The following is a 26,143-nucleotide window of genomic DNA, read 5'->3' as shown; positions in this document are numbered from 1 at the left end:
GAGGCTGGGTATGTGTGACCGGGTCGGATCGTCGCTTCGACCACTCCCCCGGCCCGCTCGCCAGGCAGACACGCCCGTCGCCGCATCGGCGGCCGCGGTCGTGCCCAACAAGCCGTTGAGGGAGGACGAAGCGATGTCAGGCAGCGCTTACGCGCCCGAAAACCCGTGGCCGTCGTACTACGGCGGTGCGGCGCAGATGGACCCACAGGGCATCTTCGGCAAAGTTCTCGGGGCCCTCGCCGGGCCGGTCGGCGGCATGGTCGCCGGCCCTGCCGGCGGCGTCGTCGGGGGGATGCTCGGGCGGCAACTGGGCCGCGTGATCCCCTTCGGCGCGGACCCGGGCCAGCAATTCGCGCCGCAGGGCGCGATCGGTGACATGATCGGGGCGGTCGGTCCGGCCTTCGGGCAGCACCTGGGCGGGATGTTCGGCCAGCCGCAGCTCGGCCAGCAACTCGGCAACGTGCTCGGCACGGTCGGCCCGATGCTGCCCTTCGGGGCGGCGCCGCAGCAGCCGGCGGCGGGCCAGGTGTCGCCCGAGCTGGACCCCATGGGGTTCAACCTCGGGCGGCTGATCCGCGGCGCCCAGCAGGCCGTGCAAACGGCGCAGCAGGCGGTGAACGCGGTGAACACCGTGCGCCAGTTCCTGCCCTTGGCGGCGACGCCCGATGCGGCCGGCAACGGTCTTGACGGCGGCGTGGCGGGCCAGGTGTCGCCCGAGTTGGACCCGATGGGGTTCAACCTCGGGCGGCTGATCCGCGGCGCCCAGCAGGCCGTGCAAACGGCGCAGCAGGCGGTGAACGCGGTGAACACCGTGCGGCAATTCCTGCCCCTGGCGGCCGGGCCTGAGGCCGCCTGGGCGGGCCAGCAACAGCAGCAGTTCGCGCCGCAGGGCGCGGTCGGCAACCTGCTCGGCCAGGTCGGCCCGGCCCTCGGACAGCACCTGGGCGGGATGTTCGGCCAGCCGCAGCTCGGCCAGCAGCTCGGCAACGTGCTCGGCGCCGTCGGGCCGATGCTGCCCTTCGGGGCGGCGCCGCAGCCGATGGCGATGCTGCCGCCGGAACTGGACCCCATGGGGTTCAGCCTCGGCAGGCTGGTCCGCGGCGCGCAGCAGGCGGTGCGCACGGCGCAGCAGGCGGTGAACGCGGTGAACACCGTGCGCCAGTTCCTGCCGCTCGCGGCGGGGCCGGAGCAGCAGCAGTTCGCGCCGCAGGGCGCGGTCGGCAACCTGCTCGGCCAACTCGGGCCGTCGCTGGGCGGGACGCTCGGCGGTTGGCTGGGCCACCAGCAGCTCGGGCAGCAGTTCGGCAACGTGCTCGGCACGGTCGGGCCGATGCTGCCCTTCGCGGCCGGGCCGCAGCCGATGGCGATGCTGCCGCCCGAGCTGGACCCGATGGGGTTCAGCCTCGGCAAGCTGGTCCGCGGCGCCCAGCAAGCGGTGCGCACGGCGCAGCAGGCGGTGAACGCGGTGAACACCGTGCGGCAGTTCCTGCCCCTGGCGGCGCAGCCGCAGGTGGCGGGCCAGGAGGCGGCGGATCTCGATCCGCAAGGGCTCGGCTTCCTCCAGAACTGGCTGAAGCAGAGGCCGCCGATCCTCACCACCATGCCTACCCATCAGCATTACGGGCTGCCGTTCTAAGCGGTGGCCGGAGCGCGCGCGGCGCTGGCCCGGCACGGCCGGCCGGCGCCGCGGCGGGCAGGAGGGGACGATGACGCGGTCGCGCCCGGGATGCCGGGCCGGACACATCGCGCGGATGGCGGAGGGCCCTTTGCCCCCCGCCGCCGCCGGCGCGGTATGCTCCGGCTTCCGCAACCCCACGCGATCGGGACGCGCCCCACCCCATGACGAACCAACACAAGCCTTCCGAGCAGGAGCACTTCCTCGTGGCGCCGCGGGCGCCCGGCCCGCGAGGGGCCGAGGCCCTGGTCCGCTTCCAGGCCCGGGCGCGCCAGATCCCCGGCGCGACCGTCCCGGACGTGGACGCGGCGTCCGCCAAGCGCCTCGAGGTTTCGCTCCCGCCCGGCGCCGCGGCGGCCCTCCGTTCGGAGTTCGGCGACGCGCTGATCTTCGAGCCGGACGCGCCGCTCGGGTACTGACGCCGCCCGCCTCGCCGGCGATCCGGCCACGGGCGCCCTGGTGAACGCGACACGCCGAACTGAGGAGACCCGACATGGCCGACCCCAAGGACAAGGACGCATCATCCGGCACGGCGGCCGGCGCCGCCCGCCGCGCCCCGGGCGCGCAACCCGCGCCCGACGCCGCCCCGCAAGGGGGCGGAAGCGCCGCGGCGGAGAACGCCGTCGGCACGCGCGAAACCCAGTACATCATCGGGCCGCGCGTGGTCCCGGGCTCGCTCACGCCCTTGGCGGCGCCGGCCGTCCTCACCAACGTGCTGGAGAAGTTCAGGGAACTGCCCGGCTACAGGGAGATGTGCCGGCTCAAGCCCCGCGGCGTCGGGCTCTTCGCCGCCGGCGCCGGCGCGGCCGAGATCGCGGTCGCGTCCACGTCGCCCGAACTCGGGAAGGAGCTGGAGGCGGCGTCCCGCGCCGGCGCCCCGTTCGTCGCCGAGCGCAACCGCGTCCTGAACCACCACGGGCTCGCGCCCGCGCCGGCCGGCGGCGCCGACGCGACGGCGGCGGCGGCGCTGCCGGGCTCCTTCGAACTCGGCCAGATCTCCTTCGACTTCAGCGTCGTCGGCGCGGACCACCAGCCGCTGGAAGGCGCGCAGATCACGCTCACCGGCAGGAGGTTCACGGGGGAAGGCGTCACGGACCGCAACGGCAAGGCCACCGTCGCCGTGTTCGGCGAGCGGCCGAGCACGATCCTTTCGCTCTACGTCAAGCCGCTGGCGAACCATTGGGAGCGCTTCATCGAGCGCCCGGCGCTGAACGGCTCCGCCATCAACACGATCGTGCTGCAACCCCTGTCGGCCACCTTCCCCAACTTCCCGGCGCAGCCAATGCTGGGCTGGGGGCAGGAGGTCATGGGCCTCGGCCAGATCCCGTCGCACCTGACCGGCCAGGGCGTGAAGATCGCCATCATCGACTCGGGCTGCGACAACACGCACCCGCTGCTCGCGCACATCAAGAACGGCATCGACCTGACCAACCAGGGGAACACATCCACCTGGGCGCGGGACCAGATCGCGCACGGCACGCACTGCGCCGGGGTGATCGCCGGCTCCGCCTCGGCCGGGCAGGGGGTACGCGGCTTCGCGCCGGGCGCCGAGGTGCACATCTTCAAGGTGTTCCCGGGCGGGCGCTTCTCCAGCCTCATCGACGCGCTCGACATCTGCATCGAGCGGCAGATCGACGTGGTGAATTGCAGCCTCGGCAGCGGCGAGCACTCCGAGCTGGTGCAGAACAAGATCGAGGAAGCGAGGCAGCGCGGCGTCGCATGCGTCGTGGCCGCGGGCAACTCCAGCGGGCCGGTGCAGTTCCCGGCGACGCTGCCCACCGTGCTGTCCGTGTCCGCGCTGGGGCAGGAGCAGCGCTTCCCGACCGACAGCCAGCACGCGCGGACCGTGGTGACGGAGCTGGTCGGCCTGAACGGCGTGTTCCCGGCGCGGTTCAGTTGCTTCGGCCCGCAGATCCGCGTGTCGGGCCCGGGGGTCGCCATCGTCTCGACCGTCCCCGGCGGCGGCTACGCGGCTTGGGACGGCACCTCGATGGCGGCGCCGCACGTCACCGGGCTGGCGGCGCTGGTGCTGGCGCACCACCCGGCGTTCCACCAGCCGGCGCTCCGGGCGCGGACGGCGGCGCGCGTGGACTCGCTGTTCCAACTGCTCGTAGCCGCCTGCGCGCCCATGGTGGCCGACCCGGCGAGGGGCGGCGCGGGGCTGCCGCAGGCGACACGGGCTCTGGGAGCCTTGGCCGCGGCGCCGGCGCAGACGGCGGGCGCGGTCGCCGCCGGCCCCGCCGCAACGGCGCAGTTTCCGCAAGCGCCCACCGACGCCGCGCTTTTGCAGGCGCTCGCGCCGGTGATCGCCGCACTGGCCGGCGGCATGCCGGCCGGCGGCGCCCTCGGGGCCTTGATGGGCCAGACCCTGGCCAATGGCGGAGCCGGGTTCGGCGGGCCGTTCGCCGGCTTCCCCGGCGTCGGCTTCCCCGGGGCGGCGGGCTTCGCGGCCCAGCCGGGCTTCGGCTTCGGCGTCCCCGCCGGGATGCCGCCGCAGGTGCTGGCGCAACTGCGGTCCCTCGGCCTCGCCTGAGGCCGCCGGTTGCCGTCCGCCCCGCCCAGGGCACGCCAGGGCGGGGCGGGCCGGCCGCGGCGTCCCGCCGCACGGTGTTCCCGCTCACATCCCCCGCTCATGCTGCGCGCGAAGATCGGGCGATGGATGCATCGGCCGCCGAGGCGGCGGCAGGGCGGGGAGGGTGGACACATGTCGCAGTGGACCGACACGGTGCGGTTGGACGCGTCGCGCGTCAACTTGAACGGCGACCTCCGCGGCGCCAGGAACTCGACGATGTTGTCGATCCTGGGCAACCCGCGCGGCAGCTACTCCCAAGACTGCCAGGAGCCGACGAACCAGCGCGTGGCCGGCCTCCTCGTCAGCGAGGACGTCGGGCCGTTCAGGGTGCGCGGACTGCGCCCGGCGGTCGCCGCGCTCCGCGCGATCTTCGCCGACGTCAAGGCCGCCGACCGGGACATCCACGATCGACTCGGCACCGCCGGCATGCTGTGCTGCCGCTTCGTGCGGGGCAGCACGAGCGCCATCAGCAACCATTCCTGGGGGTGCGCCATCGACCTCACCATCGACCGGGTGCTCGACCGGCGCGGCGACGACCGGGCGCAGATGGGCCTGCTGCAAATCCACAAGCACTTCAACCGGCACAAATTCTTCTGGGGTGCCGCTTTCCCGACCGAGGACGCGATGCATTTCGAGGCTTCGGACCAACTCGTGCGCGAATGGCAGGCTAGCGGGCAACTCGGCGCCGGCGCCGGCGCCCCGCCGTCGGTGGCCGACAGCCTGCTGGAGTTCGGCGACCGCGGCGCCGAGGTGATGGCCTTGCAGCAGATGCTGTCGAAGGCCCTCGGCATCGCCCTGACCGCCGACGGCGTTTTCGGCGCCCAGACCCGCGCCGCGGTGGTGGACTTCCAATCGCGCCACGGCCTTTCGGCGGACGGCGTGGTCGGCCCCAAGACCATGGCGGTCTTGCGCGGGGACGTTCCGGGCCTCGGGCAGAAAGCGGCGTAGGGAGTGCGCGGCGCGGCCGTCGTCGTGAGGCGTCCCGGCAACGCCGGGGCGGCGGCGGCCGCCTTCGTCGCTTGCTGTTTCGTGGCGGTCCCGGAAGCGCGCGCGGGGGAGCTGAAGGCCGATCCACCGCGGCGTTTCGCGGACTGCGCCGCCATCCGTGACGCGCGGCGGCTCGACATCCCCCTGCACCGGCCGGGCATCGCGGCTCGGCGGTGCGCCATCGCGCCCGGCGTGTGGTTCGCGGTGCTGTCGGACGACACGGCCTCCTGGCCGGTGGTGCGCGACGGGCCGCGGGCGCCGGTCGCCAGCCTGGAGGATCCGGTCGCGCGCCGGCAATGGTTCGCCGACGCGTCGCCGCTGCGCGTCAGCGCTGCGCGCGGCGACGCGCTGGTGGTGCTGCGCGACGCCCGGCGCGCCCCGAGGGCCGCCTACTACTCGGCGGCCGCGGACCGCGCGGACGCGCCGGGGCGCATCCCCGCCTTCGTGGCGGTCCGCATCCGGCCCCGGCCTTGCCTCCTGGGCGTGTCGCGCGACGCCGGGGAGGCGCGCCGCTTGGCGGCGGACGAGGCGGGTGCCTGCGTGCCGCCGGTGGAACCCCGGTAGCGGACTCCGCTCGCTTCGGCGGGCGTCCGCGTGGCAATAACCCCGTCCGCCACGCGGACCGCGCCCGGCGCCAAGCTCCGGCACGCGGCTTGCTCGGCTCCGGCCACGAGCCGAGGAGAAACGCGCCGATGGACCGCAACGCACCCTCCGCGCCCGCCGACCCCGAAACCGACCTCCTGGGCCTGGTCGCCGCGGCGCGCGAAGCCGCGGCCGGCGACCCCTTCGCCAGCCCCGCCCTGGCCGTCGCGCTGGCGCTGAGCCGACGGTTGGACGACGGCGAGCTTTCCATAGGGGACCTCGCCGCCGTGCTGGACCTGCTCGGCCGGGCCGCTTTCCGCGACCGGGCAGCGCGGCTGTCGGCTGGAGTCGGCGGGACCGATGCGGGCACCGCGGACGCCGCGCTCGCGGCGGTGGCGGCCCGCGTCGCGCGGCCGGACGCCCGCCGCCCGCCGGTGGTGTTCGAAGCGTTTCGCGAAGCGTGCGAGCGCCCGCGCGCCGCCGCCGTGTTCACCGCGCACCCGACCTTTTCGCTGTCCCCGTCGGCGGCCGACGCGTTGGTCGGCTTGGCCTGCGGCGGGGGAACCGCCGCGGCGGAGCCGCCGTCACTCCGGCCCGCGCCGCCGACGCTGGAGATCGAGTTCGAACGCGCGGCCACCGCCATCGCCGCCGGGCGCGACGCCCTCGACCGCTTGGCCGCCGCGTTCCTTTCCGAGGCGCGTTCCGTTTGGCCCGACCGCTGGACACAGGTGGAGCCCCGCCCGGTCCTGCTCGCCTCCTGGGTCGGCTACGACACGGACGGGCGCACCGACATCGGGTGGCAGGACACGTTGCGGCTGCGGCTGCGGATGAAGGAGCTGCAACTCGCCCGCTTCGCGGCGCAGATGGCGGCGCTGCCCGCGGATTGCGCGGCGCCCTTGCGCGACCGGGCCGTTTCCGCGCGGGACGCGGTGCGCGCGCAGATCGCGGCGTGCCCTCCGTCCGGCGACCCCGAGCCCGCGGCGGTCCAGGCGTTCGCCCGCGCCCTCGTCGAACGGCGCGACACCGCCATGGCCACGCCCGCGCCCTTGCTCGGCATGGTGCCCGCGGCCCTGGCGGCGGCGCCGGACGACGGGGCGCGGCTCGCGCTCTGCGTCGCCCGCGCCGGCTTGGCCGCGCACGGCCTCTCGCTGGCGCACACCCACACGCGGTTGAACGCGGCGCAGATCCACAACGCCGCGCGGCTGCGCTTCCCGGAGCTGTCCGGCTCGCCCGGCTCGCCGGCGCGGCGCCGCGCCCTGTTCGCCGCGGTGGACGAGGCGCTGGCGGCCGCGCGCCCGGAAACGGTGGACTTCGGCGGCCTGATGACCGAGCAGGCGAGCGCGCTGCGGCTGGTGATGACGGTGGCGCAGATCGCCAAGCATGTGGACGCGTCCCAGCCCGTGCGCTTCCTGATCGCCGAGACGGAGAGCGGCTACACGCTGCTCGCCGCGCTGCTGCTCGCCCGGCTGTGCGGCGTCGAGGACCGGGTGGAGATCAGCCCGCTGTTCGAGACCGCCGAAGCGCTGGAGCGCCGGGGCGAGCGCGTGGTGGAGGAGGCGCTGCGCAGCCGGCACTGGCGCGGGTACCTGCGGAGGGTCGGGCGGCTCTGCCTCCAGCTCGGCTATTCCGATTCCGGCCGCTACGTCGGCCAGATCCCGGCCAGCCACCTGATCGAGCGGCTCAAGCTGCGCGTCGCCGACCTCCTGGCCCAGCACGGCTTGGCGGACCTGGAGGTGGTGCTGTTCGACACCCACGGCGAGGGCCTGGGCCGCGGCGGCCACCCGGAAGGCCTGTCCGCCCGCTTCGCCTACCTGCACCCGCCGGCGGCACGCGCGGCCTTCGCGCGGCACAACATCCGCACGCGGCTGGAGACGAGCTTCCAGGGCGGCGACGGCTTCCTCAACTTCGGCGCGCCGGCCCTCGCGCACGCCGCGGTGGCGCGCATCGCCGAGCACGCCTTCGCGCCGCCGGAGGATGGGGGCGGGGGCGCGCCGCCCGACCCCGTGTACACGGACGAGAGCGGCTTCGCCGCCGACCTGTTCGCCGGCGCGCGGGCGGCCATGACCGCGCTGGTGGAGGACCCGGGCTACGGCGCCCTGCTCGGCGCCTTCGGCCCGGCGCTGCTGGACCGCACCGGCTCCCGCCCCTCCGCGCGGCAGTCGGACGGCGGAGGGCCCGCCGAGATCCGCCACGCGCGCGAGATGCGCGCCATCCCGAACAACGCCGTGCTGCAGCAGCTCGGCTTCCTCGCCGACGTGACGCACGGCTTGGGCGAGGCGGCGTCGCGCGAGCCGGACACCTTGGCCGAGCTGATGCGCGGGAGCGCGCGCTTCGCCGGCGCCATGGCCTTCGCACGCGCGGCGCTGTCGTTCTCGGACGGGGACGTGCTCCGCGGCTACGTGGCGAGCCTCGACCCGGGCATGTGGCTGGACCGCGCCGCCCGCACCCGCCGGCCCGGCCGGGCCGGCGAACTGGCGGCGGTGGCGCGCGCGCTGGAGGGCCTCGGCCTCGGCGACCCGGCGCGCGCCGTGTTCCGGCGCCTGCTAGCCGACCACGCGGCGCTGCGCGCGGCCTGGCCGGGCGAGGCTCCGCGCATGCCCGACCGCCTGTTCGCCGTCCACGCCGTCCGGCTGTGCCTCATGCACCGGGTTTGGCTGCTCGCCGTCGGCGTGCCGGACTTCTCGCCGCGCCACGGCGTCACGCGCGAAGCGCTGTTGCGGCGGCTGCTCCGGCTGGACGTGGCGGGGGCGACGGCGCTGCTGGACCAAGTCTTCCCGTCCGGGCCTCCCCCGGACGCGGGCTTCGACTTCGCCGAGCCTCCCGCCCCGCGCCACGCGGGCTACGGGCGCGAGCAGGCCGAGCTGGTCGCGCCGCTGCGCGGCCTGTCCGACGCCATCCGCGAAGCCAGCGCCGTGGTCTCGCTCGAATGCGGCGCCTTCGGGTAGGGCCGGCGCGGCGGCTTCGTGGTCGGGAGAGGCGCGGGCCGCCCCGGCCTCGGTGTCCCGCCACGGGCTTCGATGGCGCGCCGAGGCGCCCGGGAAGGCCGGCGCGGAAGGGGGACGCTGCGGCCGGGCCGCAAAGGATCGCCTGGACTCCGGGACGGAGGTTCCGCCGCGTGCCTCACGGCATCTCCGTTCCCGGCGGGTCCGGCACGCGGCCGACGGTCGGCGGGAGCAGCCGCACGTTGCGGACCGTGTAGGGCACCACGAGGGGCGGCGGGTCGCCGCAGGCCCCGGCCAACGCGCGGTAGGTGTCGTCCGGCGGCGTTTCGATCGTGACCACCAGGGCCGTCGCGTCGAGGCCGCCTGGTGCCCCTGGTCCCTCGACGACCGGGTGCTGGTGCAGCACCGCCATGCAGCGGCCGAGCATCGTCTGCTCCGCCCGGCCGTCGTCACCCCGCGCCAGCAACAGGTAGCGCAGCACCAGCCCGTCGCCATCGGGCGGGTCGGCTTCGGAGGCGACGCGCGCCGGCAGATCGTCGCGCGCCGCCTCGTCGGGCTGCACGCGCCAGAGCGCGAGGGCGACGCGGCGGCGGCCGGCCGCGCCTTCGCGGGCCTCGCGCAGGGTCGTCGCCTCGACCTCCCAGCCGTCCAGCGCGCCAGCTTCAGCGAGGCGGTCGCGCAGATGGCGGACGAGGGCGTTGCCCGCGGAGGCGATGGGCATGGGGCATCTCCGCCGGAGAAAGGGCGCGCGCGGCAGGGCGCGCCTCCGCCACGTGCTGGCAACGGCCGCGGTCGGCCGCCGTTCCCGGCGAACGGCATCGGGGCGGGGGCGTTGCATCTCCGGGCCAACCCGGGCCCGGCCGCTTCAGGGGTACGCAGCATGGAACCGCAACGCGGCGCCGCCGCCACCGACACCTCGCGCTTCACCGTGTCGGGCCACCGAGTGGACGTGGGCGAAGCCCTCAGGACCCACGCCATCGAGCAGCTCGCGGGCGTCGCGGCGAAGTATTTCGGCGGCGTAGAGGACGTGGCCGTCACCTTTTCACGCACCGGCAAGGGCGGGTTCGGCTGCTCCATCCGGGTCCATTCCGGGCGCGACTTGCGCTTCGAGGGGCACGCGGAGGACGCCGACGCGCACGCCGCCTTCAACCAGGCGCTGGAGCGCGTGGCGAAGCAGCTCCGCCGCCGCAAGCGGGCGCTGCGGGAGGACAAGCCGGTGAACCCGGACAAGCAAGGGGCGCTCTGAGGGGGCGCCGGCCCGCTCAGCGCGGGGCGGCGCGAGCGGACGGCGGCAGCCGACGACGACGCGGCGGCCGGCCGAAACGGCGCGTAGTCGGCCGGGCGCCGCGTCGTCGCCAGAAACGTGACCCGATCGGTCCCGCACCGTCCGCGGCCGGACGGTCGGCGCCATGACAAGCGGGGCGCCATGGTCTAAACGCGGCCCTGTTCCGTGCTGGGAAAGGGCGAGGGCGTGGACGTGCTGACACCGCCGGTGCGGGCGAGCGGCAACTTCGAGGCGCGCGCGCTGGGTCTCCCCGGCCCCCTGCTCATCGTCCCGCGCCGCTTCAAGGACGGGCGCGGGTCCTTCCTCGAAACCTGGAGCGAGCGCGACTTCGCGGCGCTCGGCGTGGACGAGCGCTTCGTGCAGGACAATCACTCCGTTTCCGCCGCCGCCGGCACGGTGCGCGGGATGCACTTCCAACTCCCGCCGCGCGCCCAGGCCAAGCTGGTGCGGGTGCTGCGCGGCGCCGTGCTCGACGTGGTGGTGGACCTCCGGCGCGGCTCGCCCGCCTACGGGCGCCACGCGGCCGTCCAACTGTCCGCGGCGGACGCGCGGCAGGTCTACGTCCCGGCTGGCTTCGCCCACGGCTTCTGCACGCTCGAGCCGGACACGGAAGTCGCCTACAAGTGCAGCGACTACTACGACCCCGGCCTCGAACGCGGACTCGCCTGGGACGACCCCGACCTCGCGCTGCCTTGGCCGGTGGGGGCCGACCGCGCCGTGCTGTCGGACAAGGACCGCCGGCAGCCGCGCCTGCGCGACGCGGCCGGCGGCGGCGGCGCCTGGTAGCGCCGGGCGATGGACGTCCCCGCCGCGCCGCCCGCCGCGGACGCCTACCGGGCCTGGGTCCGCGAGCACGACACACTGACCGCGGAAGACCGGCGCGCCATCCGCGCGCGCGTCGCGCTCCTGCCCCGGTGCCCCGTCATTTCCGTCGTGGTGCCGGCCTCCGGGGGGCCGGAGGCCGCGCCGCGCGAAACCGTCGCGTCCCTCCGCGCGCAGCTCTACCCGCATTGGGAGCTGTGCATGGCGGAGGAGGGCGGCGGCGGCGCCTGCGCGGCGGCGAACGCGGCGCTCGGCTCGGCGTCGGGCGACTTCGTGGCGCTGCTGCGCCGCGGCGACGTCCTGCCGGAGCACGCGCTCTACGAGGTGGCGGCGGAACTCGCCGCCCACCCGGACGCGGACCTCGTCTACACCGACGAGGACGACCTCGGCCCGGGGGGGAGGGAGGCGCCCAGGTTCAAGCCGATGTGGAGCCCCGAGCTGCTCGCCTCCCACGACTCCATCGGCGGCTTGGCGGTGTACCGCCGCGCGCTCCTGGAGCGGATCGGGGGGCTGCGGCCGGAACTGGCGGGCGCGGAGCACTGGGACCTGGCCTTGCGGGCCACCGCGGCGACCACGCCGGACCGCGTCCGCCACGTCCCGGCGGTGCTGTGCCACCGGCGGCGCTCGGCGGAGGCCCCGGGCGACCCGGGCGTCCGGCGGCGCTGCCGCGCGGCGGGCCTCCGGGCGGTGCGCGACCACCTGGACGCGCAGGGCGCGGCCGGCGCCCTCGTCGAGGAGGCGCCGTCGGCCCCGGGCTGCCTGAGGGTCGTCCACCCGCTCCCCGACCCGCTCCCGCCCGTCTCCGTCATCGTCCCGACCCGGGACGCGGCGGCGCTCCTGGAAGAGGTCTGCGCCGGGGTGCTGCGGGCCACCGACTGGGGCCCGCTGGAGCTGCTGCTCGTCGACAACGGCAGCGTCGAGCCGCAGGCGCTGGCGCTGCTCTCGCGCCTGGAGGCGGAGGACGGGCGCGTGCGGGTGCTGCGCAGGCCCGGGCCCTTCAACTACCCGCGGCTCAACAACGAGGCCGCCCGCGAGGCGCGCGGCGACGTGCTGGTGCTGCTCAACAACGACATCGAGGTAGTGGAGCCCGGTTGGCTGGCGGCGCTGGTCCGGCACGCGCTGCGGCGCGACGTCGGCGTCGTCGGCGCCAAGCTGCTCTACCCCGACGGGCGGGTGCAGCACGGCGGCGTGGTGCTGGGCCCGGACGGCGCGGCGGAGCACGTCCACCGCTTCGCGGCCGGCGACGCGCCGGGCTACCTTGGGCAACTCGCGCTGACCCGGGCGCTGTCCGCCGTCACCGGCGCGTGCGCCGCCTTGCGGCGGGAGGTGTACGAGGAGGTCGGCGGGCTCGACGAGGCGCTGGCTGTGGCCTTCAACGACGTCGACCTCTGCCTGCGCGTCGTCGATTTCGGCTACCGCGTGGTGTGGACGCCCGATGCCGTGCTCACCCATGTGGAGAGCGCGAGCCGCGGCTATGAAATCGCCGATCGGGCCCGCTTGGCGCGGGCGAACGCGGAGCGGGCCTTCATGCGCCGCCGCTGGGGGCACCTGCTGGACGAGGACCCTTACCACAACCCGAACCTGCTCCTGCACGCGGAGCCGGTGACGGTGCCCGGGCCACCGCGCCGCCAACCGCCCTGGCGGCGCGCGCTGGCGTCCGCCGACGCGGGCGAGGCGCGCGATCCTTGGGACGTTCCCCAGCCTGTCCACGGCTGACCGCACCGGCGCCGGGGTTCGCGCGGCGGCACCCCGCGGCGCGTTTGTCCGGGAGCGCGCCAGCCGGCAACCATCCGTTTGAAAGCAGCGTCAGGCCACGATGGATATCGACACAGCACCACCCGACAACGCCTCCGCCCCGGCACGCGACAGGTCGGCGCCCGCCCCGGACGGCGGCCTCGGCGCGCTGGCCCAACCCGCGCTGGAGCCGGCGTTCTGGCCCGCGGAGCGGTTGGGCACGCCGAGTGCTTGGTGGCAGCACGTGCCGTTCGCGCACTGGATCGTGGCCAATGCCGCCCCGCGGACGGTGGTCGAACTCGGCACGCACGCCGGGGTGTCGTACGCCGCTTTCTGCCAAGCGGTCGTCCGCAGCGCCGTCGAGGCGCGCTGCTACGCCGTGGACACGTGGCGGGGCGATTCGCACGCCGGCGAATACGGCGACGAGGTGTTCGACGAGTTCCGGGCCTACCACGACGAGCGCTTTGCCGGCTTCTCCGCGCTGCTCCGCTGTTCCTTCGATGAGGCGCTGGGCCGCTTCGCCGAAGGCTCGATCGACTTGCTGCACATCGACGGCCTCCACACCTACGACGCGGTCAGGCACGACTTCGAAAGTTGGAAGCCCAAGCTCTCCGAGCGGGGCGTCGTCCTGTTCCACGACACCAACGTGCGGACGGGCGATTTCGGGGTGTGGCGCTTGTGGGAGGAACTGCGGCGCGAACACCCGAACTTCGAGTTCCTGCACGGGCACGGACTCGGCGTGCTGGCGGTGGGCGGATGCGTGCCTTCCGCCGTAGGAGCCTTGTGCGCCCTCGGCGACCCGGCCGAGGTCGCGGCGGTGCGCCGGCGCTTCGCCGCCTTGGGGGAGCGGGGCTTCTCCGCCACGCGCGAGAGGATGCTCGGCCAAGAAATCGGCCGGCAAGCGACGGCGGCGGCGGAGCGCGCGCGCGCGGATGAGCGGGGCAGGGCCGACCGCCAGATCCGGACGGAAACAGGCATGCGCCTGCGGGCCGCCGCGCGCACGACCGAAGCGCGGAAGGAGGCGTTCGAAGCGCGGGCCCGTCAACACGCAGCCGCCGCCGAAGCGGACGCGTTGCGCGCCGCGCTGCAAGACAGGGAGCGGATGCGCGCCGGCCTGGAACGGGAGGCGCAGGGGCTGCTCGCCGCGCTACAAGAGCGGGAAGCGATGCGCGCCGCGCTGGAGCAGGAGCGCGCAGTGCTGGAAGGGAAGGCGGGAGAGCTGCGCGCCTTGCTGGAACAGGAGCGCGCCGCCCTGCGGCGAGCGGCCGCCGAGCGTGACGGCGTCCTGCAATCGACCGCTTGGCGTGCGACCGGAGCGATTCGCCGCCTCGGCGGGCGAATGCCCGACGGAGTCCGCCGAGCTTTGCGCGGCGGGGCGAAGCTCGGGTGGTGGTCCCTGACGATGCGGCTGCCGCGGAGGTTGCGCGAGCGGCGTGCCGCCATCGATGCGCCTGCCGCCGCGGCGCGTACCGTCGAGGAGGCGCCACATGCGGCGCCACCGACCGCCGCGCCGCCGGCCGTGGTCGGCGCCGCCGCGGACGCGCCCGGGCCGGCGCCGGTCCGCGATGCGCAGGAGGCCGCCCCACCGCGCGCGGCATCCGGCGGCCGGCTTCGCGGACGGACGCGTGTCGTCTTCGTGTCCGGGGAGCACGACACGCCCGGGCACCTCTACCGCGTTGTCCGCCCCGCCGCCGCGGCCGCCTCGGTGGGAGCCGAAACCGACTGGATGCGGCCCGACGAGATCCCGTGCCGTTTGGACGAGGTCCGGGCGGCCGATGTGCTCTGGATCTGGCGGGCGTCCTGGAGCGACGGGATCGCCTCGGCGGCGGAAGCGGCACGCGGCGCCGGGGCGCGGGTCGTCTTCGACGTGGACGACCTCATGGTGGACCCGGGCTTGGCGCGCTGCGACGTTATCGACGGCATCCGCTCCCAGGACCTGACGGAAGACATGGTCCGGGACCACTACTCCCGCATACGCGCCACAATGGCAGCGGCCGACTTGTGCCTGGCGCCTACGGAGGAACTCGCCGCCCACATGCGGCAAGCGGGGATGCCGGCCCGCGTGCTGCCGAACGGGTTCGACCACGACACCTTCGCCACGTCGCGCCTCGCCGCGCGGCGCCGCGCGGTGGAGCCGCCGGACGGGCTGGTGCGCATAGGCTACGCCGGCGGTTCACGCACCCACCAGCGCGACTTCGCCCTCTGCGCTCACGCCGTCGCCGCCGCGCTGCGCGCCCAGCCGGAGTGCCGGCTCGTGGCGTTCCGCTCCCCTGACGGCACGCGCGCGATCCTCGATGTCGAGGAGTTCCCCGCCTTCCGCGGCCTGGAGGACCGCATCGAGTGGCGCAACTTCGTCCCGTTGGAGCGGCTACCCGACGAACTGGCGCGGTTCGACGTCAACCTCGCGCCGCTTGAAACGGGCAATCCCTTCTGCGAGGCGAAGAGCGAGCTGAAGTTCTTCGAGGCTGCGCTAGCCGGCGTCCCGACGATCGCTTCGCCGACCGGCCCGTACCGCCGTGCCATCCGGCACGGCGAAACGGGCTTTCTCGCGTCCACGCCGGACGATTGGAAGCGTAGCCTGGAGCGGTTGGTCGCCGACGCCCCGCTCCGCGGCCGCGTGGCCGGGGCCGCCCGCCGCGAGGTGCTGTGGACCTACGGCCCGGAGCGCCGGGCGGAACAGGTCGGCTCGCTCCTGGACCTCCTGCGCGGCGGCAGGCCCGCGGCGCTGGCCTTCGAGCGCGGAACGCTGCGCGGCCGGGACGGCGACCGCGCGCGGCCGGTTCACGTGCCCGACCACGAGGTGGTGTTCCAAACCGACCGGCTAGGCGCGGCCGAGGCCACGGTCGTGGTCCCGCTCTACAACTACGCCCGGCACGTGGCCGAGGCGCTGGACAGCGCCGCGGCTCAGACCGAGGGACGCTTGGACCTCGTGGTGGTGGACGACCGCTCGACGGACGAGTCGCTCGCGGTCGTGCTGGACTGGCTCCGATCGCGCTCGTCCCGCTTCAACCGCGTGGTCGTGGCGCGCAACAAGGCCAACTCGGGCCTCGCCTTCACGCGCAATGTCGGCTTCGACCTATCGGAAACCCCTTATGTGCTCCCGCTCGACGCGGACAACCGGTTGCTGCCGGGATGCGTGGAGGCGTGCCTGCGAGCCATCAAGGGATCCGGCGCGGCCTACGCCTACCCCACCATCCAGCAGTTCGGCGGCGGGTCGGACCTGATAAGCGCGCGCGGCTACGACCCAGTCCGGCTGTCGAACGGCAACTACATCGATGCCATGGCGCTCGTTGCCCGCGCGGCCTGGGCCGCGGTCGGCGGCTACGACCATGTGCGCAGCGGGTGGGAGGATTTCGACTTCTGGTGCGGCTTGGCGGAACACGGCCTCCGGGGCGAGCACGTGCTCGGCGAACCCTTGGCGCAGTACAGGGTGCATGCCACCTCGATGATCCAGACCGCGATGACGGACCCTGAGAAGGTGCGGGGCATGGTGGGCCAACTGAGCCGGCGCCACCCCTGGTTGACCATCGTCCCCCCGCCCTCGGCCAGCGCACAGGAGCACGCGCCAGCCTACGACGGCGACGCGAGTGGAGCGTACGAGCGGCTCGCGCGGCTGCTGCCGCTGCTGCGCTGCCCCGAGGGAGGCGGGACGCTCGCCGTGTCCCCGGACGGCGCCGCGCTGGTGTCCGAGGACGGACGGCGTTGGCCTCTGGTCCGCGGACGCCCGCTGCTCTTCCCGGGCATGGACGCGCCGCGGATCAGCCCGGACGGGCACGTCAGCAACTCCCTCCCTGACAGCGCCCTCGCCCTCATCAAAGGGACTGCCGGCCCGGTGCTGCACCTCAGCGCGGGCGGCACGGCGGAGCGGTTCGAGCACGTGGTCGAGGCCGAGGCGGCGGTCTTCCGGCACACGGACGTGCTGGCCGACGCCCACCGCCTGCCGTTCGCCGACGGAGCCTTCGAGGCGGTGGTCGCGCTCAACGCCTTCGAGCACTACCGCGAGCCGCGGCGGGCCGCGCTGGAGATCTTGCGCGTTTTGAAGCCGGGCGGGCGCGTGCTCGTCCGCACCGCCTTCCTCCAACCGCTCCACGAGGCGCCCTGGCACTTCTTCAACTGCACGCGCCACGGCCTGGAAGCGTGGTTCGAAGGCTTCGAGGCCGAGGCCTTGCGGGTGTCGGACAACTTCCACCCCGGCCATTCCCTCTGCTGGATCGCCTCCGAATGCGAAGCGGCGCTGCGCGGCCGGGTTTCGGACGCGGCCGCGGACGCTTTCCTAGCCACGACCGCCGCGCGGCTCGTCGGGCTGTGGCGCGCGCCCGAAGCGGGCCGCGGCGCGGGTGATCCCGTTTGGTCCGGCTTGGCTTCGCTGCCGCAGGACGCGCAGGAGGCGATCGCCGCGGGCTTCGAATTCGTCGGGCGGCGACCGGTGCCGTGACGAGGCAACGGCGGCGGCCGGCTTGGCGCCGGCGTGGGCCCGGTCGGCTCCGGCTGCCCGGCAAACACGGGCGACCCAAACGCGCCCCGGCGCCTTTCCTCACGTCGGCGTGAGAAGGCGGCGCCGCTGCTTTTCAGACCGTCGGTGACGCGGCACTTGCCGGGTGCGCCTGCTTCGAGGTTGGCAATGCCGGTCGAGATCGAGCGGAAGTTCCTTGTCGTGGGCGACAAGTGGAGGCCGCTCGTCCGGTCGAACCAGCGGTACCGCCAGGGTTATCTTTCCCTCGGTCCCGGTCCCACCGTGCGCGTGCGCCGGGCCGGGCCGGCCGCCTTCGTCACCATAAAGGGCGACGGGCGGATCGCGCGGCCGGAGTTCGAGTACGAGATCCCGGTCGAGGACGCGGAAGCGATGCTCGCAAACCTGTGCCACCGGCCATTGGTCGAGAAGACGCGCCACGACGTATGGGACGCGGGCGTGTTGTGGCACGTGGACGAGTTCGAAGGCGGCAACGGCGGGCTGGTCATGGCGGAGGTGGAACTCTCGGCCGCGGACCAGCCGCTCCGCCTGCCGTGCTGGATCGGACGCGAGGTCACCGACGATCCGGGCTACCGCAACTCGGAGTTGTCGCGTCGCCCCTTGCACGGGCGCGGCGACGCGAACACCTGAGCCGGCGGCGCGGCGGCTTGCCTTCGCAGCGCAGACGGCGAAGCCGTGCCGCTTGGCCGCGATCGGGTCGGTGATCGCAACTGGCTGCCCGTCGATCAGGATCCCGTCGCCCGGGTCGGCTCGGTACGCCCCGGACAGGATCCGCATCAGCGCGGACGTTAGCGCCGTTCTCGCCCATCAGAGCCAGCACCTCGCCGCCGCATGCCTTCAAGCCGACGCGCTTGATCGCCCGGGAAGATCTTGGAGATGACGCGCCTCTCCAGAGGCGGAGCGCCCCCGTCCTTGCCGGCTGTCGTTTCGCCCCACACGCTCGGTTTCTTGCCGTGCCGCCTCAGTGGCCGAACAGCGCCTCCCGGTGCGGGCCGTAGCTCGAATGCAACGGCAGCAGCGCCGCGCCGATCGCCGCGGCGTCGCGCCCGGCCGTGCCGAGCAGCAGGGTGGGCGGCCTCCTCGCCTCGGGCGCGTTGGCCGCCAACAGCACGCGCAGCCGCTCCACCAGCCGCTCGACGAGCGAGCGCGGCAGGTTGCCGTCCACGACGATGGCTTGCAGGTCGAGGAGGCTGGATATCGACAGCAGCGGGTTGACCAGGGCGTCCGCGCAGTCCTCTAACCACTCGCCGACCAGCTCCGGCTGCGCCGGGATGGCCCGTTCGAGGTCCAGGTTGGTCGCCACCGGCACGCCGTTCCGCCGCAGGTGCCGGACCAGCGCGTTCACCGAGGCGCGGTTCAGCAAGATGTCGGAACCCCGGCTCGGCCGCGGCGCCGTTGCGAGCCGGGAAGGCGGCACGGGCATCAACCCGACGTCGCCCGCGTTGCCGGTGACGCCGCGACGCGGCGCGCCGCCCAACACAACGCCGCCGCCGACAGCGGCGCCTACATAGACCACGGCGAAATCGTCCAACTCCCGGCCGTGCCCTTGAAACAGTTCAGCCACCGCGACAGCGGTGCCGTCGTTCTCGACCAGCACGGGGAGGCCCAACGCCGCGCGGAGGCCGGCTCCGAGGTCGAACCCCGTCCACGCCGCCGAAACGTCCGCCGGGAGATCCAGCTCCCGCCGCCAACTCCCGAGGTTGTACGGCACCGCAAAGCCCACCCCCGCGATGCGGTCGCGCGCCGTCCGGGGGACCGCCCGCCGAAGGGCCGCGACAGCGTCGCCCACCAGGCGCAGCGCCGTTTCCGGAGGGGGCAGGTCGCGTTCCTGGCGCCGCGCCTTGAGCACGCGTCCGGCGAAGTCCACCAACGTGCTGTCCAGGGTGCGGCGGCCCAGCTTCACGCCGATGCCGTATGCGCCGCCGGGGTCCAGGCGCAGCAGGGTGGCCGGCTGGCCGCGCAGGCCGGCACGCTTGCCGGAAGCGCGGACGAGCTTCTGGCGTTCCAGGTCGCGGACGATCTGGCCCGCGGTGTTCGACGTGAGGTTCACCTGCCGCGCCAAGTCGGCCTTGGACGCCTCGCCAAGCCTGCGCAGGGCGGAGAGTATCACGCGTTCGTTAAAGTGGCGGACGACCGCGGAGTTGCTGCCCTGCCCGCCGAGAGCGTTGCTCAACGCCGACCTCCCTGGCGCGTTGTGACCACGCGCGCGACGCCGAAGGTGATGCTTCGGGCCGCCTTCGGCGCTTGTCAATTACTAAGTCATCGTGATTTAATGAACACAAATACGATGAGCGCCGCGCCGCCAGGGTGCCGGAGCGCTCGGTGGCGCCGGGGAGGGCGCCGGACGCATGGGCGCAGTGGAGCTGAGCCGCGCGAACCTTTCCCGGCTGCGCCCGCCCGTCCGCGCGCCGCGTTTCGACCCGTCGGCCGTCCGGCCCGGCATCGTCCACCTCGGCCTCGGCAATTTCCACCGCGCGCACATGGCGCGCTACACGCACGACCTCATGGAGCGCCGGCCCGACGCGCTGCGATGGGGCATCGTCGGCGCCGGGCTGCTGCCGGCCGACCGGCGTATGCGCGACAGCCTCGTGCCGCAGGACGGCCTTTACACGCTGGTGGAGCGGAACGGCGCGGAAGAGGCCGTGTCGGTGATCGGCTCGCTTGCCGGCGTCGTCTTCGCCGGCGAGTCGTCGGCGGAACTGCTCGACGCCATCGACAGGGACGGTGTCCGCATCGTCAGCCTGACGGTGTCCGAGGACGGCTATTGCCTCAACCGCTCCACCAAGCGCCTCGACCCCCAACACCCGATGGTGCGCCAGGACCTGGCCGAGCCGGGACGCCCCCGCAGCGCCATCGGCGTGATCGTCGAGGCGTACAGACGGCGCCGCGCCGCGGGCCGCCCGGCCTTCACCGCGCTGAGCTGCGACAACATCCAGCACAACGGCGAGGTGCTGAAGGGCGCGGTGATCGGGCTGGCCGGGATGCGCGACCCCGCGCTCGCCGCGTGGATCGGGGCCGAGGCGGCCTTCCCGTCGTCAATGGTGGACCGCATCACGCCCGTCACCGACCCGGCCGACGTTTCCGCGCTGGAGGGGCGCCACGGCGTCCGCGACCGCTGGCCTGTGTTCTCCGAAACCTTCTCGCAGTGGGTGGTCGAGGACCGTTTCGCGGCGGGCCGCCCCGCCTGGGAGGAGGTCGGCGCGCAGTTCGTCTCGAACGTGGCGCCTTACGAGGCGATGAAGCTGCGGCTGCTGAACGGCAGCCACCTCGCCGTGGCCGGGTTGGGGCGGCTCGCCGGCTACACGTGCATGGACGAGTGCCTGCGCGATCCCGACATCCACGCCTACATGGCGGCGCTGATGGACCGCGAGACCGGCCCGACGGTGCCGCCGGTGCCCGGCATCGACCTCGCGGCCTACAAACGCACGCTGCTGGAGCGCTTCGGCAACGCGGCGATCCGGGACACGGTGGAGCGCATCAACACCGACGCGCCGCTCAACGTGCTGCTGGACCCGATCCGCGACCGCCTGCGGGACAACGGCGCGGTGGACCTGCTGGCGCTGGCGCTCGCCGCGTGGCTCCGCCGGGTGCGCGGCGAAGACGAGGAGGGGCGGCCGATCGAACTGCGCCACCCGTTGGCCGCGCTGCTGCGGGAGCGCGCCGCCGCGGGCGGCGCGGACCCGGGGCCGCTCCTCGGGGTGGAGGCGCTGTTCGGCGACCTGGGCGCGGACCCCCGGCTGGCGTCGCCGGTGCGGCGGTGGCTCGCTTCGCTCTACGAGGCCGGCAGCAAGCGGACGCTGGCGCGGGCGAGGGCCGAGCTGGGCTTCTGAATTCCGTTCAACGAGGCCGGCCGGGCGGGCGCCCCGGACCGCGCCGGCAAGGGAGGGACAGGCGGCGATGGTCAAACGGCGGAGGGGAGCGCTTTTAGCGTTCGGGTTCGCGCTCGCGGCGGCCTTGCTGCCGTCGGGCGGCGCGCGCGCGCAAACGACGGTCACGATCGCCACCGTCAACAACGGCGACATGGTGGTGATGCAGCGCCTCTCGTCGCGGTTCGAGCAGCAGAACCCCAACATCCGCCTGCGCTGGGTGGTGCTGGAGGAGAACGTGCTGCGCCAGCGCGTCACCACCGACATAGCCACCCGCGCCGGCCAGTTCGACATCCTCACCATCGGCAACTACGAGGTGCCCATCTGGGCGAAGCAGGGCTGGCTCGCCGCCTTCGACAACCTGCCGGCCGGGTACGACGCCGAAGACATACTGCCGACGGTCCGCACGGGCATCAGCCACGAGGGCAAGCTTTACGCGCTCCCGTTCTACGCCGAGAGCGCGATGACCTACTACCGGACCGACTTGTTGCAGCGGGCCGGGATCAGCATGCCGGAAAGGCCCACCTACGCGCAGATCCGCGAGATCGCCGAGAAGATCACGGACAAGAACAACCAAGTGTACGGCCTTTGCCTGCGCGGCAAGCCGGGCTGGGGCGAGAACATGGGCTTCGTCACGCCCCTCGTCACCGCCTTCGGCGGCCAGTGGTTCGACAGCCAGTGGCGCACGAAGATCGACACGCCCGAATGGCGCCGCGCCATCGCTTGGTACAGCGACGCGCTGCGCCAGTTCGGCCCGCCCGGCGCGACCTCCAACGGCTTCAACGAGAACCTGGCGCTGTACGCCGGCGGCCGCTGCGGCATCTGGGTCGACGCCACCGTGGCCGCGGGTCTGTTGTTCGACCCGAAGCAGTCGCAGGTCGCCGACCGCGTCGGCTTCGCGCCCATGCCGACCGGCGACTTCGCCGGCGGGCCGACCTGGCTGTGGAGCTGGAACTTGGCCATCCCGGCCACGTCGAAGCAGCAGGAGGCGGCGCGCGCCTTCGCCACCTGGGCGACGTCGAAGGAGTACATCCAGCTCGTCGCGCAGGAGAACGGCTGGGTGGCGGTGCCGCCGGGCACGCGGCGGTCGACCTACGACAACCCCGAGTACCAGAAGGCGGCGCCCTTCGCCTCCTTCGTGCTGCGGGCGATCACGGAGGCGAACCCGACCGCCAGCACGCGCGAGCCGCGGCCCTACACCGGCGCGCAGTTCGTGGGCATCCCGGAGTTCCAGGGCATCGGCACGCAGGTCGGCCAGACGATCGCCTCGACCCTGACGGGCACGGGCGTGGAGCAGGCCCTGCGGGGCGCGCAGTCGGCCACGGAACGCGCGATGCGGCAGGCCGGCTACCCGAAGTGACGTGACCGCTGAGAGAAGGAGGCGCGCCCGCCCATGTCCACCACCGTAGCCCCGCCGCTGGGCGCCCTCCCGGGGCAGGCCGACGCCCCCGAGCGCCGGCGGCCGGTCGCGTTCTTCCTGCTCTCGCCCTCCGTCGCCGTCCTGCTGCTGTGGATGGCCGTGCCGCTGGCGCTGACGCTGTGGTTCTCGTTCCAGCGCTACAACCTGCTCGACCCGACGGTGGGCGGCTTCGCCGGACTCGACAATTACGAGTTCCTGGTCACCGACCCGGACTTCTGGGCCGCCCTCGCCAACACGCTCGTGCTGGTGGGCTCGGTGCTGGCCATCACCGTGGTCGGCGGCACGCTGCTGGCGGTGCTGTTCGACCGGGAGTTCCCCGGCCGCAACATCGCCCGGCTGCTGGCCGTCGCCCCGTTCTTCGTCATGCCGACGGTCGCCGCGCTGGTGTGGAAGAACCTGATGATGCACCCGAGCTACGGGGTGCTCGGCTCGGTCGCGCGCGGCCTCGGCCTGGAGCCGGTGGACTGGTTCGCCGACTACCCGATGGCGTCGGTGATCGTCATCGTGGCGTGGCAGTGGCTCCCCTTCGCGCTGCTGATCCTGCTCACCGCCATCCAGTCGCTCGACAGCGAGCAGAAGGAGGCGGCGCGGATGGACGGCGCCGGCCCGGTCGCGCAGTTCTTCTTCATCACCCTGCCGCACCTCGGCCGCGCCATCAGCGTGGTGGTGATGATCGAGACCATCTTCCTGCTGACCGTGTTCGCCGAGATCTTCGTCACCACCTCCGGCGGCCCCGGCAACGCCACCACCAACCTGGCCTTCCTGATCTACGCCCGCGCCCTGCTGCAATTCGACGTCGGCGGCGGCTCGGCCGGCGGCGTGGTGGCCATCGTCCTGGCCAACGTCGTCGCCTTCTTCCTCGTCCGCACCATCGCCCGGCGGCTGGAGGTCTGACGCCATGCGAGAAACCGCTGCCCAGCGCGCCGTCGTCACGATCCTCGGTTGGGGCGTGGCGCTGCTCCTGTTCTTCCCCATCCTCTGGATGTTCCTCACCTCCTTCAAGGCGGAGGTCGCGGCCGTCGCCGTGCCGCCGCAAGTGCTCTTCGAGCCGACGCTGGAGAGCTACGCCGAGGTGCAGGCGCGCGCCGAGTACCTCCGCTTCGCGCTGAACAGCATCGTCGTGTCGCTGGGCGGCACGCTGCTCGGGCTCGCCTTCGCCGTGCCCGCCGCCTACTCCATGGCGTTCCACCCGACGGAGCGCACCCGCGGCACCCTGCTCTGGATGCTCTCCACCAAGATGCTGCCGCCGGTCGGCGTGCTGGTGCCGATATACCTGCTGTTCCGCACCTTGGGCGCGCTCGACACGCGCACGGGGCTGGTCGTCATCTACGCGCTGATGAACCTGCCCATCCTGGTCTGGATGCTCTTCACCTTCTTCAAGGAGGTGCCGAAGGAGATCCTGGAGGCCGGCCGCATGGACGGCGCCCGCACCGGGGGCGAGTTCTGGCACCTGCTGCTGCCGCTCACCCTGCCGGGCATCGCCTCCACCGGGCTGCTGTCGCTGATCCTGTGCTGGAACGAGGCGTTCTGGAGCCTGAACCTCACCTCCTCGGAGGCGGCGCCGCTGACGGCGTTCATCGCGTCCTTCTCGTCGCCCCAGGGCCTGTTCTTCGCCAAGCTGTCCGCCGCCTCCACCATGGCGGTGGCGCCCATCCTGGTGTTCGGCTGGCTGAGCCAGCGCCAACTCGTCCGCGGCCTGACCTTCGGCGCCGTGAAGTAGGGGCACACGCCATGGCAACCCTCACCCTCCGCAACGTCCGCAAGAGCTTCGGCGGCTTCGAGGCGATCAAAGGCATCGACCTCGACGTGGCCGACCGCGAGTTCGTGGTGTTCGTGGGCCCCTCCGGCTGCGGCAAATCCACGCTGCTCCGCATGATCGCGGGCCTGGAGGAGATCACGGACGGCGAGCTGGCCATCGACGGCAAGCGCGTCAACGAGACCGGCCCGGCGGACCGCGGCCTCGCCATGGTGTTCCAGTCCTACGCCCTCTACCCGCACATGACGGTGCGGCAGAACATGGGCTTCGCGCTGCGGATGGCCGGCGTGCCGCGCGCCGAGCGCGACCGCAAGGTGGCCGAGGCCGCGCGCATCCTCCAGCTCGAAACCTACCTCGACCGCCGGCCGAAGGAGCTGTCCGGCGGCCAGCGGCAGCGCGTCGCCATCGGCCGCGCCATCGTGCGCAACCCCAAGGTCTTCCTGTTCGACGAGCCGCTCTCCAACCTGGACGCCGCGCTGCGCGGGCAGATGCGCGTGGAGCTGACCAAGCTGCACGAGGACCTCAACGCCACCATGGTCTACGTCACGCACGACCAGGTCGAGGCGATGACGCTGGCGGACAAGATCGTGGTGCTCCAGGCCGGGCGGGTGGAGCAGGTCGGCTCGCCGCTGGAGCTGTACCACCACCCGGCCAACCTGTTCGTCGCCGGCTTCATCGGCTCGCCCCGCATGAACCTGCTGCCCGCGACGGTGGCGGAGGCGAACGGCGCGGGCTTGGCGCTGGAGCTGGAGCCCGGGGGGCCGCGGATCACGGTGCCCTCGCAAGGCGGCGCCGCCGCGGCCGGGCAGCAGGTGACGCTCGGCATCCGCCCGGAGGCGCTGCGCCCCGCCGCGGACGGCCCGCTCTACGGCGAGGTGCGGCTGGTCGAGCGGCTCGGCGGCCTGACCCTGCTGCACGTGGCGCTCGCCGGCGGCAAGGCCGTGGTGGTGCAGATCGAGGGGAGCGACCCGACCCGCGCGCACCAGCCGGTCCGCCTGGCGGCGGACGGCGCGGCCTGCCACGTCTTCGACGCCGGGGGGCGGGCGCTGCCGGCGCCGGAGCGGCACCCGCTGGCGGCCTGACGCCGTGATCCTGGTCTGCGGCGAAGCGCTCATCGACCTGTTCGTCGGCGGGCCGGGCGCCGACGGGCGGTTGCCCGCGACCGCCGCCGCGGGCGGCTCCCCCTTCAACGTCGCCGTGGGGCTGGCGCGGCTCGGCGCGCCGGCCGGCTTCTTCGGCGGGCTGTCGACCGACGCGTTCGGCGCCTTCCTCGCCGCGCGGCTCCGGGCCGAGGGCGTGGACACGCGCCTCGCCAAGCGCAGCGCCAAGCCGACGCCGCTGGTGGTGGTGTCGCCCGACGCCGCCGGCCACCCGGCCTACGCCTTCCACGCCCATGACTGCGCCGACCGCGACGTGGCGGAAGCCGACCTGCCGCCGGCGCTCGGCCCCGAGGTGGAGGCCCTGGCGATCGGCTCCTGGCCGATGGTGGTGCCGCCGGTCGGGGACGCGCTGCTCGCCTTGGCCGAGCGCGAAGCGGGCCGCCGGGTCGTCAGCCTCGACCCGAACCTGCGCCCGAGCATGGTCGGCGACCTCGCGCGCTGGCGCGAGCGCTTCGGGCGTTTCGTCCCCACGGCCGCGATCATCAAGGTCAGCGAAGAGGACATCCAGATCGCCTACGGCCCGGGCGCCGACCCGTCGGCGCTGGCGCGCGGGTGGTTGGGCGCGGGCGCCAGCCTCGTCGTGCTGACGCGGGGGCCGAACGGCGCCACCGCCTTCCACGCGGCGGGCGTGTCCGACGAGCCGGGCAGGCCGGTCCCGGTGGTGGACACTGTCGGCGCCGGCGACACCTTCCACGCCGCCCTGCTCGCCCGCCTGCGGCAGCGGGGGCTGCTGCGCCGCGACGCCCTGGCGGCGCTCGACCCCGCCGCCCTGCGCGACGCGCTGCGCTACGCGGTGGCGGCCTCCGGCGTCACGTGCTCGCGGCTCGGCGCGGACCTGCCCGGCGATCCGGACGTGGACGCCGCGCTGGCG

At 74.0% G+C, this 26,143-nt stretch carries 19 protein-coding genes; 17 read left to right on the top strand and 2 right to left on the bottom strand.

Annotation, left to right across the window (positions count from 1 at the left end; translation table 11 throughout):
• The first annotated feature begins 133 nt into the window (after positions 1-133).
• The 6 genes from ABD067_RS02505 (at position 134) to ABD067_RS02480 (ending at position 8,761) form a co-directional block, all read left to right on the top strand.
• Entirely contained in the window at positions 134-1,636 is a 1,503-nt protein-coding gene (locus ABD067_RS02505) for a hypothetical protein (protein WP_343893567.1), read from the top strand.
• A gap of 203 nt (positions 1,637-1,839) precedes the next feature.
• Positions 1,840-2,094: a hypothetical protein gene (locus ABD067_RS02500; protein ID WP_343893566.1), complete on the top strand. Its 255-nt coding sequence runs from the start codon at positions 1,840-1,842 to the stop codon at positions 2,092-2,094.
• Positions 2,095-2,168: 74 nt separating this feature from the next.
• On the top strand, positions 2,169-4,208 hold the full coding sequence (locus tag ABD067_RS02495) for a S8 family serine peptidase (protein ID WP_343893565.1): 2,040 nt from the start codon (positions 2,169-2,171) through the stop codon (positions 4,206-4,208).
• A gap of 171 nt (positions 4,209-4,379) precedes the next feature.
• Positions 4,380-5,195, top strand: a complete 816-nt coding sequence (locus tag ABD067_RS02490) for a peptidoglycan-binding protein (protein ID WP_343893564.1) — start codon at positions 4,380-4,382, stop codon at positions 5,193-5,195.
• 3 nt (positions 5,196-5,198) lie between these two features.
• Positions 5,199-5,798 (top strand): hypothetical protein, encoded by a 600-nt coding sequence (locus ABD067_RS02485; protein ID WP_343893563.1) that lies wholly within the window; start codon positions 5,199-5,201, stop codon positions 5,796-5,798.
• 128 nt (positions 5,799-5,926) lie between these two features.
• Positions 5,927-8,761 carry a phosphoenolpyruvate carboxylase gene (locus ABD067_RS02480; protein ID WP_343893562.1) on the top strand — a complete coding sequence of 945 codons (2,835 nt, stop codon included), beginning with the start codon at positions 5,927-5,929 and terminating at the stop codon, positions 8,759-8,761.
• A 175-nt stretch (positions 8,762-8,936) separates the two neighbouring features.
• On the opposite strand, the gene ABD067_RS02475 is transcribed toward ABD067_RS02480, so the two are convergent.
• The gene (locus ABD067_RS02475; RefSeq protein ID WP_343893561.1) at positions 8,937-9,479 is read right to left on the bottom strand and encodes a Pvc16 family protein; all 543 of its coding nucleotides are present in this window, start codon (positions 9,477-9,479) and stop codon (positions 8,937-8,939) included.
• Between the two features lie 159 nt (positions 9,480-9,638).
• Between ABD067_RS02475 and ABD067_RS02470 the strand changes: the two genes are divergently transcribed.
• The 5 genes from ABD067_RS02470 (at position 9,639) to ABD067_RS02450 (ending at position 17,700) form a co-directional block, all read left to right on the top strand.
• Positions 9,639-10,004, top strand: coding sequence for an HPF/RaiA family ribosome-associated protein (locus ABD067_RS02470; RefSeq protein ID WP_343893560.1), 366 nt, complete (start codon positions 9,639-9,641; stop codon positions 10,002-10,004).
• A gap of 225 nt (positions 10,005-10,229) precedes the next feature.
• Positions 10,230-10,829 carry a dTDP-4-dehydrorhamnose 3,5-epimerase gene (rfbC, locus tag ABD067_RS02465; RefSeq protein ID WP_343893559.1) on the top strand — a complete coding sequence of 200 codons (600 nt, stop codon included), beginning with the start codon at positions 10,230-10,232 and terminating at the stop codon, positions 10,827-10,829.
• Positions 10,830-10,838: 9 nt separating this feature from the next.
• Positions 10,839-12,581: a glycosyltransferase family 2 protein gene (locus ABD067_RS02460; protein WP_343893558.1), complete on the top strand. Its 1,743-nt coding sequence runs from the start codon at positions 10,839-10,841 to the stop codon at positions 12,579-12,581.
• 100 nt (positions 12,582-12,681) lie between these two features.
• The gene (locus ABD067_RS02455) at positions 12,682-17,034 is read left to right on the top strand and encodes a class I SAM-dependent methyltransferase (RefSeq protein WP_343893557.1); all 4,353 of its coding nucleotides are present in this window, start codon (positions 12,682-12,684) and stop codon (positions 17,032-17,034) included.
• Between the two features lie 186 nt (positions 17,035-17,220).
• Positions 17,221-17,700: a CYTH domain-containing protein gene (locus ABD067_RS02450; RefSeq protein ID WP_343893556.1), complete on the top strand. Its 480-nt coding sequence runs from the start codon at positions 17,221-17,223 to the stop codon at positions 17,698-17,700.
• 331 nt (positions 17,701-18,031) lie between these two features.
• Here ABD067_RS02450 and ABD067_RS02445 read toward each other — a convergent pair whose 3' ends face one another.
• A complete protein-coding gene (locus ABD067_RS02445; protein WP_343893555.1) occupies positions 18,032-19,243 on the bottom strand; it encodes an ROK family transcriptional regulator in 1,212 nt (403 codons plus the stop codon).
• A 175-nt stretch (positions 19,244-19,418) separates the two neighbouring features.
• On the opposite strand from ABD067_RS02445, the gene ABD067_RS02440 reads away from it, so the two are divergent.
• The 6 genes from ABD067_RS02440 to ABD067_RS02415 form a co-directional block, all read left to right on the top strand.
• A complete protein-coding gene (locus ABD067_RS02440; protein WP_343893554.1) occupies positions 19,419-20,900 on the top strand; it encodes a mannitol dehydrogenase family protein in 1,482 nt (493 codons plus the stop codon).
• A gap of 67 nt (positions 20,901-20,967) precedes the next feature.
• Positions 20,968-22,296: an ABC transporter substrate-binding protein gene (locus tag ABD067_RS02435; RefSeq protein ID WP_343893553.1), complete on the top strand. Its 1,329-nt coding sequence runs from the start codon at positions 20,968-20,970 to the stop codon at positions 22,294-22,296.
• Between the two features lie 33 nt (positions 22,297-22,329).
• Entirely contained in the window at positions 22,330-23,250 is a 921-nt protein-coding gene (locus ABD067_RS02430) for a carbohydrate ABC transporter permease (protein ID WP_343893552.1), read from the top strand.
• Positions 23,251-23,254: 4 nt separating this feature from the next.
• The gene (locus ABD067_RS02425) at positions 23,255-24,076 is read left to right on the top strand and encodes a carbohydrate ABC transporter permease (protein ID WP_343893551.1); all 822 of its coding nucleotides are present in this window, start codon (positions 23,255-23,257) and stop codon (positions 24,074-24,076) included.
• An 11-nt stretch (positions 24,077-24,087) separates the two neighbouring features.
• A complete protein-coding gene (locus tag ABD067_RS02420; protein ID WP_343893550.1) occupies positions 24,088-25,194 on the top strand; it encodes an ABC transporter ATP-binding protein in 1,107 nt (368 codons plus the stop codon).
• Between the two features lie 4 nt (positions 25,195-25,198).
• Positions 25,199-26,143, top strand: a 945-nt coding sequence (locus tag ABD067_RS02415) for a carbohydrate kinase family protein (RefSeq protein WP_343893549.1), incomplete at its 3' end; no start/stop codon positions are given.

The organism is Craurococcus roseus (assembly GCF_039523795.1).
Taxonomy (GTDB): Bacteria; Pseudomonadota; Alphaproteobacteria; order Acetobacterales; family Acetobacteraceae; genus Craurococcus; species Craurococcus roseus.
Note: the sequence above shows the minus strand (reverse complement) of the source record. Positions and strands in the feature narration are given on the sequence as shown.